Genomic DNA, 15,314 nt, shown 5'->3' on the forward strand with positions numbered 1-15,314 from the left:
ATGTCATCCATGATAAATCACTGAAAGATCGTCCCATCCACTCCAGAGCGTGGGGGTTTTGCGCAGCGCGTTCAGCGTGTCGGCGGCGGCCAGACGGTAATCCTCTGGCACATACGCCTGGCTCTCCAGCCCAAACTCTACCGCGTGCAGCGAACAGACCGGCAGCAGCGTTCGGACGCTGTAGCCATAGCGCGATAAAAACCGCGTGGAGACGTCCGTTAACCACGCCTTGCGATCGCCTGCCTGAATTGGGAACAGCGGCGCATCCGGCAGGCGTTCATCCATCAGCAGCACCGTCACCAGGCGCTGAGGGGCGAAAAACGAGCCGGCGCGCCGTCCGTCGTGCGCGGCCATCAGCTTGTGCAGCGCAGGGTGACGGGTAATAAACTGAAAGCGCACGTCGTCTGGCGCGGTGGCGAGCAACGCATCCATAATCAGGCCAAAGCCCGCCCAGCGCATGCCCAGAAGCAGGGTGCGAGGCGAACTGTAAAACCCCTGCTCCTGCGTCCACTGCGCCACGTACGCATGCAGATCGAAGCGAACGTTGCGCGCCCACAGCGCGGGCGGGAAAATCTGCTCCACGAAGTTAAACCCGCTCAGCTCATGGGCGTTCTGATGCAGAAAATCAGCCGGCACATCGGTCTCCGGGCACGGCATAAACTGGCTATAGTTTTGCGCAATCCGGTTTGCCATTAAGGTGCGTCCGGCCTGGCGTGCGCAAAGTCGGGCATAGAGACGCGGCAGAAACATCATGGCGCACTCTCCCGCAGGGTTCCGTTTTCCATGGTATAGAGACGACCATGGCAGCCCACCACGTCCGGCGAGTGGGTGACAAACACCAGCCCAATCCCCAGGCTACGCAGGTTCGCCAGCACCTTTTGCGCGGTGGTCTTATCCAGGTTCGCCGTCACTTCGTCGCAGAGCAGTAGCTTAGGCTGGCTGTACAGGGCGCGCGCCAGGACCAGACGCTGCATCTCCCCGGCCGAGAAAAAGGTGTTCCCCGGCAGCATCTCCGTTTCGTAACCGTGCGGCAGACGGGCGACGACGTGGTCCACTTCCGCCAGCCGACACGCGGCGATGACCTGCTCTTTATCCGGCGCGCTGTCAAAGCAGGCGATGTTGTCCAGTATCGAGCCGGTGAAGAGAATATCGTCCGCATGAACGATGCGGATGTGCTGGCGCAGCGAGGAGAGATCGCACTCCTCAATGGGGATCTTATTGATCCGCAGCGTGCCTGACGATGCCAGCAGCATACCGGAGATCAGACGCAGCAGCGTGGTTTTCCCGGACCCGCTCTGGCCAACGATCACCGCCTCTTCGCCCTGCTTCAGGGTCATGTTGATATGCTGTAGCGTGGCCTCCCGGCCTGGATAAGCAAATGAGACATCCTCAAATTGCAGACAGACCGGCGAGGTGACAATCCGCTTCCCAAACTGGCTGGTTTCAGAGGGGGCATACAGCAGATCGCCCACGCGATCCAGCGGTCCCTTGAGGGCATTTTTGTCGAGCAGCTTCTGCGCCACCTGTACCATGGCATCGGAAAAATAGCGCTTGTAGCTGATGTAGGCGTACAGCATCCCGATGCTCATCTGCCCTTCCAGGATCAGCCACGCGCCAAAGCAGACCACCAGCAGCTGCTCGGCATTGATCACCAGCAGCGAAGCCACGTCAAAACGGGCCAGCAGCCGCTCTTTACGCATCAGCCCGGCGATGTGTTCGCGCTGGGATTTGTCCATCACCGCGTCCCGGGCCTGCTCCATATTGTTCGCCTTGAGCGTAATGATCCCTTTCTGCGTCTCTACCAGCAGAGATTCATACTGGGCGGTACGCTCGATGGAGTCATCCACGGCGCGTTGATAGGGGCCGATCAGCGAAAAGCGGATCAGGAAGAACACGCCCATCAGCAGCATCGTCAGCACCGCAATTTTGACGTTATACAGCAGCATAAACAGCAGGCTGGTCACGGCGATCAGGCTGGAAAAAAGAATTTGTACGTAGCCATTGCTGATGAACTCCGCGCAGGCGTGGAGCGATTTTTCAATAGCCAGCACGATGCCCGGCGGGCGCGAGCGGAACCAGCTGGTCTGGGTGCGCAGCATGTAGTGCCGCACGGACTGGCTTAGATCGTCATAGGCAATGTTGCGCATCAGGATCTCAAGCAGCTGCTTGAGGAATTTACCGATGACTTCAAAGATAAAGACGATAGCGAAGATCGCGGTGAGCAGGATCACCAGATCGCTGTCGCTGCGGGAAATGGCCTCATCCATTATCAGCTGCACGTAGGTGGGGCTCGCCAGCATGGTGATAAGGGTAAAAATACAGAGCACAAACAGCAGCAGCTGGCGCTGGAACAGGCTCGGAGATTTATTGGCTAACCGGCCAAGCGTGAGCTTTTCATCCGGAGATTTCTTTTCGAAGCTCGGCGTGGGCTTAAGCTCAAGCACATAGCCGGAAAAGAGTTTTTCCGCCTCTTTCAGGCGGTAACGACGCACGCCGCTGGCGGGATCGTGGACGGTCACGCTGCGGCTGTCGATCTTCACGATGACCACGAAATGGTTACCGCGCCAGAAGGCGATGAGCGGCAGCTCAGACGTTTCTATTTCAGTGATTTCGCCTTTAAGCACCCGGCCAGACATATTTTTATCGCTGGCAAGGGTCAACAATTCCGCCATTGAGGTTCCCGAATCGGCGGAAACGGAAATCTCCCGGCGCAGCTGACTGACGGAGACATGGTGTTCGTAGTGCCCCAACACCATCGCCAGGCAGGCCAGGCCACATTCGGTAAATTCATGCTGGCGAATAACAGGGGTCTTACCCTGTTTTTTATACTGAAAGAGCGAAAACATAGTGATCCGTGGCTGAAATAAAAAAATGGCCCGGCAATGCGGGCCATGCGTACAACGTTCTTCTCGCTTATGCGCTGAAGAAACCGCCGATGAAGCCGCCCACCAGGCCGAATACGCCGCCAATGGTGCCGCCCAGCGCGCCTAACATCTGGCTGCCCGCGTTATAGCCTGCGCTTGCGCCCTGAATAGCGGCAGCAAACGGATCCCAACCACCGATGATGGCCTGTGCTTTTTTGAAATCGATAACTTGCATGATATTTTCCTGTTAACGTGAATTAGTTGTAGCTACCAACCAGCGCGCCCAGGAAGCCCATTGCGCCACCCAGAACTCCGCCAACCACACCGCCAACCATGCCCATGATGCTGGCACCGGTGTCGTAACCCAGCTGTGCACCCTTAACCAGACCAGCGAACGGGTTTAACGCGCCGCCAATAATGTCTTTCGCTTCTACGAATGAAATCGCTTTCATTTTTTTCTCCTGTAGTTATGGATCTTTAGCGTATTGCTAAAGGCTAATTTCCTTTTATGAAGGAAAGCGGTTGCTACGGGCAGGTGGTCAGCGGAATGATTTTATTGCCATAAATAATCATCCGCCTTGCAGCCTGCCCGGCATTATCTATTTCCAGCCGTTGTCCCGGCGGAATATATTTTGAATTGTTGTATTGCGTACTGCACCCTACCGAGGATACATATTTAAAATAGGTATTCCCGGTATTACTCACCACCCCGTTGCGAAACGCATAATCAAAATGTCGCGTCCATGGACGGACGATCAAAATCGCCTCAAGCGAGACCACCACATCCGACTGGATGCGCTGGCCTTTGCGCGTGATAACCTTTGCCTGGAGCGGCGTCTCGGTGAATTTCACGCGATAATATCGCTCTTTGTTGTCGCGCGGGCCGGTATAATAAAATTTAAAACCCGCGCGCTCGCCGCTCCCCAGCGTTAATTGCTTAGGCGAATACATGACTTCGCCATCTTTTATTTCGGTTTCTTTTCCCTTCTCTTTGGGAACGTCTACCTGAATAAGCGATACGGTATAATTCTGACGTTCGCTGGTATCGTTTTTTATGGGCTGAAAAACAACTTCTTTTTCGGGCAGAAAATCAATATTCAGACTTTCGATAATTAAAGCATTTGCCCCTGTGGAAATGAAGCAATTTATTGCAAAAATAGCCAGGAATTTTCCAGTCATGATTGATTAATTCCAGGATGCACTAACGTCTATTCTTCCCTGCGCGCTAACTTCGCCAAACCAGCTATTTCCGTCATAGGTGGTTTTCGAGACTGGATTATCCATAACGAACTGTAGGACCAGCGGCGTTTTCCAGAGCCACATGTCCGTCACGCCGGAGCTCATTTTGTCCCATTCCTCCGCATGGGTGGCAGGTGCAGGGATCGCCAGCACTTCGCCTTTACAGTTATGCGCCATTCGCGTCTGGCTTTTCCCCACCAGCACGTTGCCCGGAATGGGAACCGTAAAGCCGTTGCCGCTGAAGGCGCAGTAGTCCACCCCATTCAGGCTTTGGGTTGGTCCGGTAACTTTTACCGTGACCGCAATCGCCGCATCTTTCTGTGCCCCGCTGTAGGTAATGGTGTAGGGGATCTCAATCGGCGTTTCGCCGATGATGCCTTTTCCGGAACCGCCCAGACCGTCAGGATCGAGGGTGTAATCCGGGTTATCGGGAGCAATCTCCAGTCCGGGCTCGATAGGGTTAATCACCAGTCCACCACCCGGCTGGAAGCAGAAATCCGCCGCCAGCGAGCTGTTACCGGGCGTCAGGCACAGGCTAACGATATTGCCAATGTTGCTGCCGTCCCCCGCCTGCGCCACGCTCAGAATTAACGCTTTCGGCAAGAAGATTTTAAGGTACGCTTTGCCGCCGTTTTTCTGCGGCGCCGCGAGGAACGTGTTCGCCAGCACGCGCGTATCGCTCAGGATACCGCCGGAGATGCTGTACCAGGTGTTTTCATCGAAGGTCAGCTCGGCGGCGAGCCCGGTGCCGCCGTTCATGTGCGATTGCAACACGCTGTTGACGCGGGAGGAGGTGAGCGCCAGCCCGCCGTTGTAACCGGAAACATCTTCACCAACAAACGTATATTCGAGCAGGTCGCACAGCACGCCAGAGATCGTGTTGCGGGTGTATTTGGTGCAGGTGGCCCCGGTTGATCCATCCACAATCGTTACCTCGCCGCTGATCGGGTCAATCCCGAGGTTAAGCGCCCTGGAGTTGGTCATTGTCAGCGTGCCCACCTTGTGAAGCGTATTGGTGGTGGTCACCTTGTTGATGGAGTTGCTTTGCGGCGTGGAGGTGATGGTCACTTCATCCCCTGGCGCGGCGTTGAGCAGATAGTTAAAGAACGGATCGCCCAATACCCAGCGGCCGTATGACGTGCCAGGCTCCATCACCGGCGGCTTGACCACCATCGACGTGTCGCTATAGCTGGTCGTCGGGGTGTACCCCGTGTTGCCGCAGGACGATGAACACGCCGTCCCTTTAAAGAACGGAGAGGCGCTGGAACCTGTTACCGAAAAGTCGATGGTCAGGGCGCTGCCTGCCGGACCGCTATAGCTGTTGTCCGGAATATAGGTGGCGACACCGTTATTCGTTTTCGCACTCAGGGTCGGCCACTCGCGCGAACCGTGTAAAAACGCGGTCGACGTGCTGTTCAGACTAAACAGCCCCGCACTGTTTCCGGTCCCATTATTGTCCGGGTTATTGATGGCGAAATAGGGCAACTCCTGTGCATGGGCCGCCGCGCTCATCAGCAGCAAATTAAGAGCGAATATCTTTTTCATCGTCACGTTCCTGCGTTCCTTTTGCTTCCTGCCAGACGTAATCGCCTTTTCCGCAGGAGATGTCCCCGAGCCACAGCGCACCGCGGTTAGACTCAATGTCCAGACGCACTTCGCAGACGCTGTCGTCCGGCGTGGCGATGCTCAGGACAGGGTTGTTCTTATCAACGTCGATCACGAAGCGTCCGTCGTTTTCCGTCCGGGTCAGCCCGACGTGGTTTTTGATCTGCGTGGCGCCAATCGGATTGCCGTTTGCATCCACAAGACGGCCAAACAGGGTGACGATTTTCTTCACCTGCGGCTTCATCACCACGGTGTTGCCCGGATAAACGGTGATATGGCGACGCGCGTTCGCGCCAATCTCATAGCTTTCCGTACCGGTTTCACTGTTCATCACCTCCAGGTCGTAAGCCTGATATGCCGGCAGCGACAGCCAGGTTTTATCCCCTTTGATGCGTTCCGCCCGGCCGTTAAGCTTCAGGGTCAGTGCTTCATCAGGTTTGAGACCGGTGCTGACAATCACCCCTGCGCTTTCGGTGCCTTTCCCGGCAGCGATGGCCTCTTTGGACCAGCCCACGCTCCCGTCGCTGGTCAGCGTGGAGTTCCAGCCTTTGCTCATGCCGCTCTGAACGCTAAGGATGTTGCTGTTCCACGGCGTATCGAAGTTCACGCTGCCGCCGCCGCTTACGCTGCGATCCTGGCGGCTGTTGAAGGCTTTCGACACGTTGGCGGTGGCCGATTTCAGGTAATCGCCTTCAAACTGGCGGCTGGCGCTGACGTTCAATGCCGTGCCGGTATCGCGGTTGTGGGAAACGCCAACCGACACGGTATTGCCGAGCGGTATGGCGAAATCGAGCATCACGTAACGATCTTTCTCTTCGTAATACCCGTCGTATTTGTTGCGCGACATCCCCACGCGCAGGCGCGCCGTGCCGTAGCGGCCAGCGTACAATCCCTGCGAGTAGTCCAGCTGATAGCGTTTATAGCGGTAAAGATCGTCCTCCTGGCGCATCAGGCTCAGGTTGCCCGCCGAGGGCAGGCCGAACGACGGCAGGCTAAACGAGGCGCCCCAGGTGTTGCCCTTGCTCTCATAGATGTCCAGGAACTTGCCGCTGGAGAGCTGTTCATGGGAGTACCAGACCGAACCGATCTGCCACGGCAGGCTAAGATTCATGCCATAGTTGGCGCGGTACGTTCCGTCGGAGGCCGCCATGGTCTGGGTGTTCACCGAGAAATAGCCCGTCAGGTTCAGGGAGGCCCACAGCTCGCTGACGATGTGTTCGCGCATCATGTAGGTGGAAGCATTCCAGTCGACCATCCCGCTGCGCTTGCTGAACGAGGCCCCCACCAGCGACATGGTGTCTTTATGTTTGGTGTCGTAATCGTAGTAGTACGTGTCGTCCTGCTCGTTTTTGCGCTTCGCGTATTTTTTATAATTGACGACGGACTTATCGCGGCTATACATCCCGCCCCACATCTGCCAGCGCAGCGTTTCCGACACGTTGCTGGAGAACGGCTTATTGACGGTGTACATGCTGCGCGACACGGTGCGGCTTCCGCTTACCACTTCGACTTCGATGCTGTAGATCCCGTAGGGCAGGCCGCTGGTGTCAATTTCATGGTTACCGACGTCAAAGCGCTGAATGCCGATAAGCTGCCCGTCACGACGAATACGGGCCTCGCCCGCCGTCGGGAAATAGACCACCACCGGCGTCAGGGAGAGCGTGTTATCGCGCTTGCGCGAGTTGGCCTGGTTGCCCATGGAAACGCCGTAAACTTCACCGCCGGAAATGCCGCTGACGCTCGCCAGAGACTGCATTGCCCAGCCGTTCAGCATGCCTGCGGCGTAGCGCATACCCTGATAGTCGCGCTCCCACATGACCGCGTTCATCTGAGTGTCGCTGCTGCTCTCGTTAACGTAGCCAGAGCCGTCGATCAGCACATGATCAACGCCCATTGAGATCCAGTTTCTCGCATTCAGATAACCCGACGACCAGCTGTCGCCGTAGCCGCTCTCGGTGTGATACGCCCCAAGGTTGTAGGAAAAGGTGCCGCTCAGGTCGTCAGACTCCGGCGCATCAATGTCCACCTCACGCGGGCGAATATTCACCCCGTAATCGCTCTGCGACAGATTCAGCAACAGGCGCATTTTTTTCTGGTCCAGCTCGAACGCGGACCCCGCACTGACCGGAATGCGCATCTTATCGTCGAACTGCTTGTCGTTAATGCTCTTCAATAACGTTCGCATCTCTTTTGACAGACGAATGCCGTTATCAGACTCCTGGACCTGAACATCCCTCAGCCCCAGCTTCATATCCTTCGCAAAGAGCGTCACGTCACCCAGACGAACATATTCGCTCGCCGTGCCTTCGTGGTTCCCTTGTTGTGCTGAATGTGGCCGCGTATTGACCAGATAGACGGGAATTTTGATCCCCTGCTCCAGCAGTGCATAAAGCGAGTCGGGAAAACGGTAATTAGCGATAACCACGGAGCTTGAGGCTGCATGCGCAAGCGCGGGCAGCGTGCCGGATGCGCAAGCCATCATCACCGGCAACACTAATTTATTTTTCACCATGCATCCTTACTTAACAGGTATGAACTGTTTCAGGTCCCATATTCCAAGATGAAAATGGTTATCCGTAACGTTGATATCCTCGATAGCGCGCGAGGTATCCGGCATCAGGTAGAAGTTTTTGGTACACGGCGTAGTCGGTGATTCCGGATTCGGCTTCAGGCAGGTCCCGGTCGCATTGACGCGAAACGAGGTGTTCCCTTTATTGGTTATTTTTCCCGCCACATAGACGAAGTCGATCTTCTTATCACGAGGCTGAACCACCAGAATGGTGCTCACCACCGCGCGCGTCATCCCGGTGCCGTTTTTTGGCGAACCGCTGTCCACCTCTTCGCTCACCCCTTCGTCCGTGAAGGTAATGCGGTAGTAACGCTCTTTGTTATCGGCATTACCGTGATAGTAAAATTTGACAATGTTGCTGGTGCCGGCGGGCATCACCATGCGCGTGGGCGTCAGCAACAGCTCGTCCACTTTCTCCGGATTAATGACGATCCCTTCATCCATCGGGCTGCTGATCCGCTGTGCGCGAACAGAAACAATACGCACGCTGTCTGCTTCGTTTTTTATTTCCTTGGCGGTGGAATCAGCGTCCGCTGGAATAATGGTGGTGACTTTTCCCACATTAATGGCCAGCGCGGAGGAAGAAATAAATAATAAAAATAAGAAGGCGGATTTGAGGTTAAACATGCTATTTCCCTAAACAGGGGCTTGCGCCCCTGGATCGATCAGGCCTTAGCCCCAGGTTGCGCGGAACGCAACGGCAACGGTACCTTCCCACAGGCTGTTGGTCAGGTCTTTGAACTCTTTCGTCGCGCCTGCGTTGTCCTGAGCGGAGTCAACGTAGAAGACGAATTTGTCCTGGCCGGTAATTTCGGTATCAGCCACCGCACCAGCGCTGGTGGTCAGGTTCCACAGGCCAGAAGAAACGCCGGTGTTAGAAGAAGAATCAACCAGCGTGGTCCATGCGGTAGATTTTGCACCTACGGTGCCACCGATAGAGCCCAGATCGTTACCGCCCCAGCGCGCGCCTACCTTCAGTTTGGTCGCTTCACCACCCACGCTGAACAGCGTGTTGTTGGAATCGTCGAGGATGGCTTCAAGCTTGAAGCTGGTCGCCGTCGAGTGATCGCCACGGATAGCCACATCAAACAGACCGGTATCGGTGTTGAAAGATTTCGTGTTGGCGCTGTAAACGAAGTTCAGAGCACGCGTTGGCGTTACAACCAGGTCAGATTCGCTGTCTTTGGTCGCAGTTGCCTGCCAGGTAGCAGACGCCGTAGTTTCTGCGGCATTAACTGCGCTCAGAGCAGAAACAGACAGCAGGGAGCCCAGAACGATAGCGTTCAGTTTGTTCATTTATTTAGTCCTTCAAAAAAGAATCCACGTGTATAAAAAGGGGAGCCCCTTTTTCGAGGCGGAGTATAGACAGCCGCAAAATAACGAGGCAATACAGAAAAATTCACTCAGCGGTGCGCAACAATAAAAACATAAATAAATCTCCCGTATCTTATTGTTACGTATTGAGTAAATTACTCAACTTCTCGAGCGATAGATAAATATCGATTTTTCAGTAAAGAGAAATATCAGGACGTTGGAACAGCCACACACATCATTACAGGTAAAACCAGCCCCTTAATTAACCAGGCGTGCGGTTTAACGCTGGTAATATAGAAGAAGTTGATATTATCAAGTAACATTTCGTTTACAACACCATCCGGCGCTACATCATCTTCAGATTTATTCAGCTTTTTATCCTTAATATAAAAGATATTGCTTCCGTCGACTTTTTCTACGCTGAGCGTGTAATTCCTGTCAATCAGGTAGCTTTTGCCCTCTTTCTTTAGCACGCCTTTGTGAATAACCGTCACAACATCTTTGTTGTTAAACAGGAATAGCGTGGTTAACGACATATCGGTTAAATCACCCGTGGAATAGGTTTTCCAGGAAATGGTATCTGACTGGCAGCCAAACCCCTCATCCTGCGTTCTGGTAAAATAGACCCACACTAAGGCGATAACAGAAAGTACCAGTACGATACCGAACATGACACTCATTTTAGTCCTTGACATATTTTAACTCCCGGTCAGGCTTCTGTAAGAAATGCAGTTCTTATAATCGTCGATACTGTCCTGCTGATAACAGATAGCCAAAAAATAATTTTCTATCTGTGACTTTTTAAACCTGGAATAGTAAGCGTCGGCAACCTGGTGTTGACAGTCGATATGTTGTTTTGCAAGGACCTCTTTTACGTGATTAAAGTAGTGTTGCCGCGGTTGAAACATATTCTTATCGATAAGGTATACCGTACACCTGTCCACTTTACCGAGCAGATGCATATCAGAATCTTTCAGGCTCTCGGCATAGGACACTCTCTGGTGCAACAGTAAAATAACGGTGCCAATAACGATAACCAGTAACAACGTGCACAGTGAAAGAAAGAGCGTATGCATCGATATTATTCGTTTAGGCGGATCGGCGTCTTTCTTATGCAGTAATGTATCAGCCTCTTCAGAAGCAGATTGTTCGCTAAGCGCTGACACAACCGGCGGCCTGACCGTGTGATGCTCAATATGCGCGGCAAGGCTGAAGCCCTTGCCGCGTATGGTTTTTATCAGCAACGGGTCGCACCCTAATGTTCGAAATGCTTTTCTGATTTCACTGACGGCAACGTTCAGACTCACCGAGGAGCCGGAGAAGCCATGGTCCTCCCAGACCTTCTTTATCAGGTCATCTCTGTCGAGTGTTTTACCATTGTTGATGATAAGTTCATAAAGCAGACGTCCCGCCTGGTTAGATAACTTAATGGATGACTCTTCCTCTCCATTAATCATGATCATACCGGCATCCACTTCATAAAGCATTGTAAGATCAATGAGATACTTCATATAATTATTACGCCATTGTTAAAATTTTGTGCATTTGCCAGGCAATAATAAGTCTAAAGTTTGTGTGGTCAAGTCGCGTGATATTAATTAAGAGAGGAATTCATAAAGCTTCATTAATTAACGATTATTAATTCATTAATAAAAATCTTCGAACTTACGCATTTAGGTTAAAACATTAAAAAAAACGTCCAGACAAGATTATAATCTTAAACTTTCGAAGTTGTTGGAATAATGTTTTGTTGTGTACATTTTTAGTGCAACATAATATCGTCAAAGCACTTTCCCGCGTCGCCATGCGTCTAGCCGGTACATCAGGGACATGTGTAGCCGATTAACATTCATTCTAAATAACACAAATCTTTATGGAGTTTATCATGTTCAAATCGATCATGACCGTTTCACTTCTGGCCGCAGCTATTGCTTCTACCAGCGCAGTGGCCGCAGACAATTCGGCGGGTGGTATCATTAACTTTACCGGCGCAATTACCGATACAACCTGTACCATTAACGGCGGTAAAAGCGCGGACTTTACCGTTGCGCTTTCCCCTATTTCGGTAAAAGATGCAGGCACCACGGTTGGCCTGATCACCAAGAATAAAAAATCAATTGCGCTGACCTTCTCAGGCTGTACGCCGGCAGCAGGAACGACCGGTACTCCGCTGAAAGTTTATTTCTCCAGCGCGGATAATATCTCCACTGACGGTAAATACCTGCTGAATAACAGCGTGAACGAAAACGATGCCAGCGTGGCGCGTAATGTCGGCTTTGCGCTGGTAGAGCCAGGCTCGTCTACGCCTATTACCCTGAACCAGGCTTACACGACGGATATTATGGGTACAGCAACCTCACCAGACTCCGAAACGCTGACGCTGGATGTTTATTACTATAAAACAAACGCCGCTGCCGCAACGGTGGGCGAGTTAAGCTCCAACGTAACGTATACCATTTCCTACCTGTAATAATGATTATTCAGGCTCTGCTTTCGCAGAGCCTGCATTTAAGGTTGCAATCATGCGCAAGGCAATTTTGCTGGCAGGCTTACTGCTAAGCACGGGTCACTCATGGGCCAATATTGTCATTAATGGCACCCGTGTCCTTTATCCTGAAAATAACAAAGAGGTGATCGTCCAGTTAATGAATACGGGCGATGCGCCCGCTCTGGTGCAATCCTGGATAGATGACGGTGATATTAATTCCACGCCGGAAACCGCAAATGTGCCGTTTCTGCTGTCGCCACCGGTGATAAAGGTCGATGAACATAATGGCCAACAGCTTCGTATTAAAAAGCTGCCATCCAGTTTACCTGCGGATCGCGAATCCGTCTTTTTCCTGAATGTCCTCGACATTCCGCCCAAGCCTGAAAATTTGCAAAACCAGAATACCGTTCAGCTGGCGATTAAATCCCGTATCAAGCTTTTTTATCGGCCCGCTGCACTTAAAGGCACGCTGGATGATGCGGTGGCGAAACTGACGCTCGCCGCCGACGGCGATCGCCTTCGCATCACCAATAACAGCCCGTTCCATATTACTGTGGCCAATATTTCGCTGGGTAAAACGAAATTACTCCAGGAATCCCCGATGGTTTCCCCGTTTGGGCAGCTGACGGTTACCACAAAAAATACGGTTAAGCGCGGACAGACCCTCGAGCTGATGTATGTGGACGATCTTGGCGCGTATAAAACCCGGACTTTCACCAGTCAGTGATCGGAAAGACTCACCATGAAAATGAAACAAAACAGACTCTGTCTGCTGGCAGTCTGCACGCTTCTGCTTTCGCATAAATCAGGGGCCGTCTCGTTTGATCCCTCCCTGCTTGCTGGCGCATCCGGTGAGTCCGATCTGTCTCGCTTTTCCGAAAACAACGTCATGCCTGCCGGCAGTCAGGAGATGGATATCTACGTAAACGGCAGCTGGAGGGGGCGTTATACCGTCATCTACGGCGAGCAGCGTGACGACATCCGTCTTGCCTGGAAAGATGCCCAGTCGCTTGGCATTAATACCGCGTCCGTTCCTGCGCCTGCCATTGCGCATGGGCAGGTCCAGCTGCGCGATCTGGTTCAGGGCGGTGAAGTCAAAACCGATACCAGTACCCTGAGCCTGGCGCTCACCGTTCCGCAGGCGGCCGTGCTGCGTACAGAAGAAGGTTACATTGCCCCCCAGTTCTGGAGCGAAGGGATCCCGGCGCTGATGCTCTCGTGGAACACGACCTGGTATAACACCCGTACTAAGGGCACGGCGAAAGACACGAACGATGATTTTTATGCCGGGCTGGATTCCGGCCTTAACCTGTTCGGCTGGCAGTTTCGCGACAGCAGCGCCTGGCGGAAATCGGCCAGCGGGGAGAGCCAGTGGCAGAATAATACCCGCTACCTGCGCCGCCCCCTGGCCTCGCTGACCTCCAACCTGACGCTGGGTGACTTTTACATGCCGGGCGATCTGTTTGATTCGATGCGCGTGCGCGGCGTGTCGCTGGCGTCGGACATGAAAATGCGCCCAAATTCGCAGCAGGGTTTTTCACCGGTGGTTCACGGCGTGGCGCGGACGAACGCCCTGGTGAAAGTTATCCAGAACGGCAACGTAATCTACCAGGAGAACGTGCCGCCAGGCCAGTTTACGCTCGACAGCATTCAGCCTACCGGCTCTGCGGGCGATCTGCTGGTCGTTGTGCGTGAGGCAGACGGATCGCAGCAGTCCTTCACGGTGCCGTTTTCCGCCGTGCCCGGCATGTTAAAAGAGGGAGTAAGCCAGTACAGCGTGGTGGCGGGTAAAGTGCACCAGAACACGCTCGACGCCGAACCCGCATTTATGCAGGCCACGCTACGCTACGGGTTCAACAACCTTATCACCGGGTATACCGGGACGATTATTAGCGATGACTACCAGGCCGGGCTTGTCGGTACCGGGTGGAACCTTCCCTTTGGCGCGGTCTCGTTTGATGTCACCCACGCTAAAACCACCCTACAGGATCGCACCAGCAGCGGTCAGAGCTATCGCGTGTCGTACAGCAAATTTATCGATACCACCGCCACCAACTTCACCCTGGCGGCCTATCGCTATTCCACTAAAGGCTATTACAGCTTTAGCGACGCACTCTATTCACGTGAAGGGTATCAGCGCCTCAGAGCGCAATACGACGAATACGAAGATCGGTTTGGCGTGGCGCCCGACATGTCCCTGAGCACCTGGGATGCCCTGCGCGCCGCACAGCCCAAAAACACCTTCACGCTTAACCTTAATCAGCGCCTGCTCGATAACTGGGGCACGGTATTTATCTCCGGCACACAGCGCGATTACTGGAATTCGCAGCAAACCACGCGCGAGTATCAGATGGGCTATTCCAACGCCATTGGCCGCGCCAGCTATACCCTGTCGGCCAGCCGGGTGCGTAATAAAGACAGCGAAGAAGAGACGCGCCTTTATCTCTCCCTCAGCCTGCCGTTCTCGCTGTTTGATAATAATGCCTGGATCACCTCCAGCCTGACGGCCAGCGATTCACATTATGAGCAGAGCAACATCAGCATGAGCGGAAATGCGCTGGCGTCGAACCGCCTGAGCTACACCCTTTCCGGCAGTAATGCGCGTGGGGGTAAAAATGCGGCAAGCGTTAACGCGGCGTACCGTTCGAACTTTGCGACACTCGGCGGCTCTTACAGCGAATCCTCTGACTACCGCCAGACCGGGCTCAGCGGACGGGGAAGCCTGGTGGCCTACCCGTGGCACGTTCTCGCCTCAAACGAAACCGGCAGCACCATGACTATCGTCGATGCGCCTGAGGCGGAGGGGCTGATGGTGAACGGCGATGAAAGCATTGTGACTAACCACGATGGCGTGGCGCTGGTGCCTTACGCTACCCCGTACCGCAAAAACGCCATTACGTTATCGCAAACGGAAAACAGCGCGGGGGCGGAAGTGATCGGCAACATGGCTAACGTGGCCCCTTACGACGGGGCGGTGAGCTATATCCGCTTTGAAACCGACAAACGCCAGTCGTGGGTGCTGCATGCGACGCGTGCCGACGGCAAACCGCTGCCCTTCGGGACCGAAGTGCTTGATGAAAACGGTGAGTCTGTCGGGTATGTCGGCCAGGCCAGCGTACTGTATATCCGCGCTGAACAGCCGCCACGCGCGCTCAACGTGCATCTCCGCGGCGGGAAGTGCGAAATCTCTGCCCCGGCCTGGGGGCTGAACAGCCCCTCATCGGTTTGCCATTAA

General features: G+C 53.9%; 14 protein-coding genes. 3 read left to right on the forward strand and 11 right to left on the reverse strand.

Going from position 1 to position 15,314, the window contains the following annotated elements; translation table 11 throughout:
- Positions 1–3: 3 nt before the first annotated feature.
- From IM300_RS17715 to IM300_RS17765, 11 genes are all read right to left on the reverse strand, one after another.
- Positions 4–753: a hypothetical protein gene (locus IM300_RS17715; protein ID WP_063868711.1), complete on the reverse strand. Its 750-nt coding sequence runs from the start codon at positions 751–753 to the stop codon at positions 4–6.
- Positions 750–2,846 carry a peptidase domain-containing ABC transporter gene (locus tag IM300_RS17720; RefSeq protein ID WP_063452105.1) on the reverse strand — a complete coding sequence of 699 codons (2,097 nt, stop codon included), beginning with the start codon at positions 2,844–2,846 and terminating at the stop codon, positions 750–752. Before IM300_RS17720 ends, IM300_RS17715 begins: the two co-directional genes overlap by 4 nt.
- A gap of 67 nt (positions 2,847–2,913) precedes the next feature.
- Positions 2,914–3,099: a hypothetical protein gene (locus IM300_RS17725; RefSeq protein ID WP_001196016.1), complete on the reverse strand. Its 186-nt coding sequence runs from the start codon at positions 3,097–3,099 to the stop codon at positions 2,914–2,916.
- A 22-nt stretch (positions 3,100–3,121) separates the two neighbouring features.
- Positions 3,122–3,316: a hypothetical protein gene (locus tag IM300_RS17730; protein ID WP_022646586.1), complete on the reverse strand. Its 195-nt coding sequence runs from the start codon at positions 3,314–3,316 to the stop codon at positions 3,122–3,124.
- A 73-nt stretch (positions 3,317–3,389) separates the two neighbouring features.
- Entirely contained in the window at positions 3,390–4,043 is a 654-nt protein-coding gene (locus tag IM300_RS17735; RefSeq protein WP_131637346.1) for a hypothetical protein, read from the reverse strand.
- Between the two features lie 6 nt (positions 4,044–4,049).
- Complete coding sequence (locus tag IM300_RS17740; protein ID WP_193037626.1) at positions 4,050–5,648, reverse strand: receptor; 1,599 nt, start codon at positions 5,646–5,648, stop codon at positions 4,050–4,052.
- On the reverse strand, positions 5,626–8,220 hold the full coding sequence (locus IM300_RS17745) for a CS1-pili formation C-terminal domain-containing protein (RefSeq protein WP_107534371.1): 2,595 nt from the start codon (positions 8,218–8,220) through the stop codon (positions 5,626–5,628). The genes IM300_RS17740 and IM300_RS17745 overlap by 23 nt, the downstream gene beginning before the upstream one ends.
- A gap of 6 nt (positions 8,221–8,226) precedes the next feature.
- Complete coding sequence (locus IM300_RS17750) at positions 8,227–8,904, reverse strand: fimbria/pilus periplasmic chaperone (RefSeq protein WP_063452099.1); 678 nt, start codon at positions 8,902–8,904, stop codon at positions 8,227–8,229.
- Between the two features lie 45 nt (positions 8,905–8,949).
- On the reverse strand, positions 8,950–9,573 hold the full coding sequence (locus IM300_RS17755; RefSeq protein WP_063452098.1) for a common pilus major fimbrillin subunit EcpA: 624 nt from the start codon (positions 9,571–9,573) through the stop codon (positions 8,950–8,952).
- Between the two features lie 227 nt (positions 9,574–9,800).
- Entirely contained in the window at positions 9,801–10,271 is a 471-nt protein-coding gene (locus IM300_RS17760) for a hypothetical protein (protein ID WP_063868698.1), read from the reverse strand.
- Between the two features lie 18 nt (positions 10,272–10,289).
- The gene (locus IM300_RS17765; RefSeq protein WP_063868696.1) at positions 10,290–11,102 is read right to left on the reverse strand and encodes a winged helix-turn-helix domain-containing protein; all 813 of its coding nucleotides are present in this window, start codon (positions 11,100–11,102) and stop codon (positions 10,290–10,292) included.
- A 374-nt stretch (positions 11,103–11,476) separates the two neighbouring features.
- On the opposite strand from IM300_RS17765, the gene IM300_RS17770 reads away from it, so the two are divergent.
- From IM300_RS17770 to IM300_RS17780, 3 genes are read left to right on the forward strand one after another with little or no spacing between them, the layout of a single operon-like run.
- Positions 11,477–12,061 (forward strand): fimbrial protein, encoded by a 585-nt coding sequence (locus tag IM300_RS17770; protein ID WP_063868693.1) that lies wholly within the window; start codon positions 11,477–11,479, stop codon positions 12,059–12,061.
- A 52-nt stretch (positions 12,062–12,113) separates the two neighbouring features.
- Complete coding sequence (locus IM300_RS17775; protein ID WP_107534367.1) at positions 12,114–12,806, forward strand: molecular chaperone; 693 nt, start codon at positions 12,114–12,116, stop codon at positions 12,804–12,806.
- 15 nt (positions 12,807–12,821) lie between these two features.
- Positions 12,822–15,314: a fimbria/pilus outer membrane usher protein gene (locus IM300_RS17780; RefSeq protein WP_193037628.1), complete on the forward strand. Its 2,493-nt coding sequence runs from the start codon at positions 12,822–12,824 to the stop codon at positions 15,312–15,314.

Origin of the sequence: Enterobacter cloacae complex sp. I2, assembly GCF_014896205.1 — a bacterium.
In the GTDB taxonomy this organism is placed as follows: Bacteria; Pseudomonadota; Gammaproteobacteria; order Enterobacterales; family Enterobacteriaceae; genus Enterobacter; species Enterobacter quasihormaechei.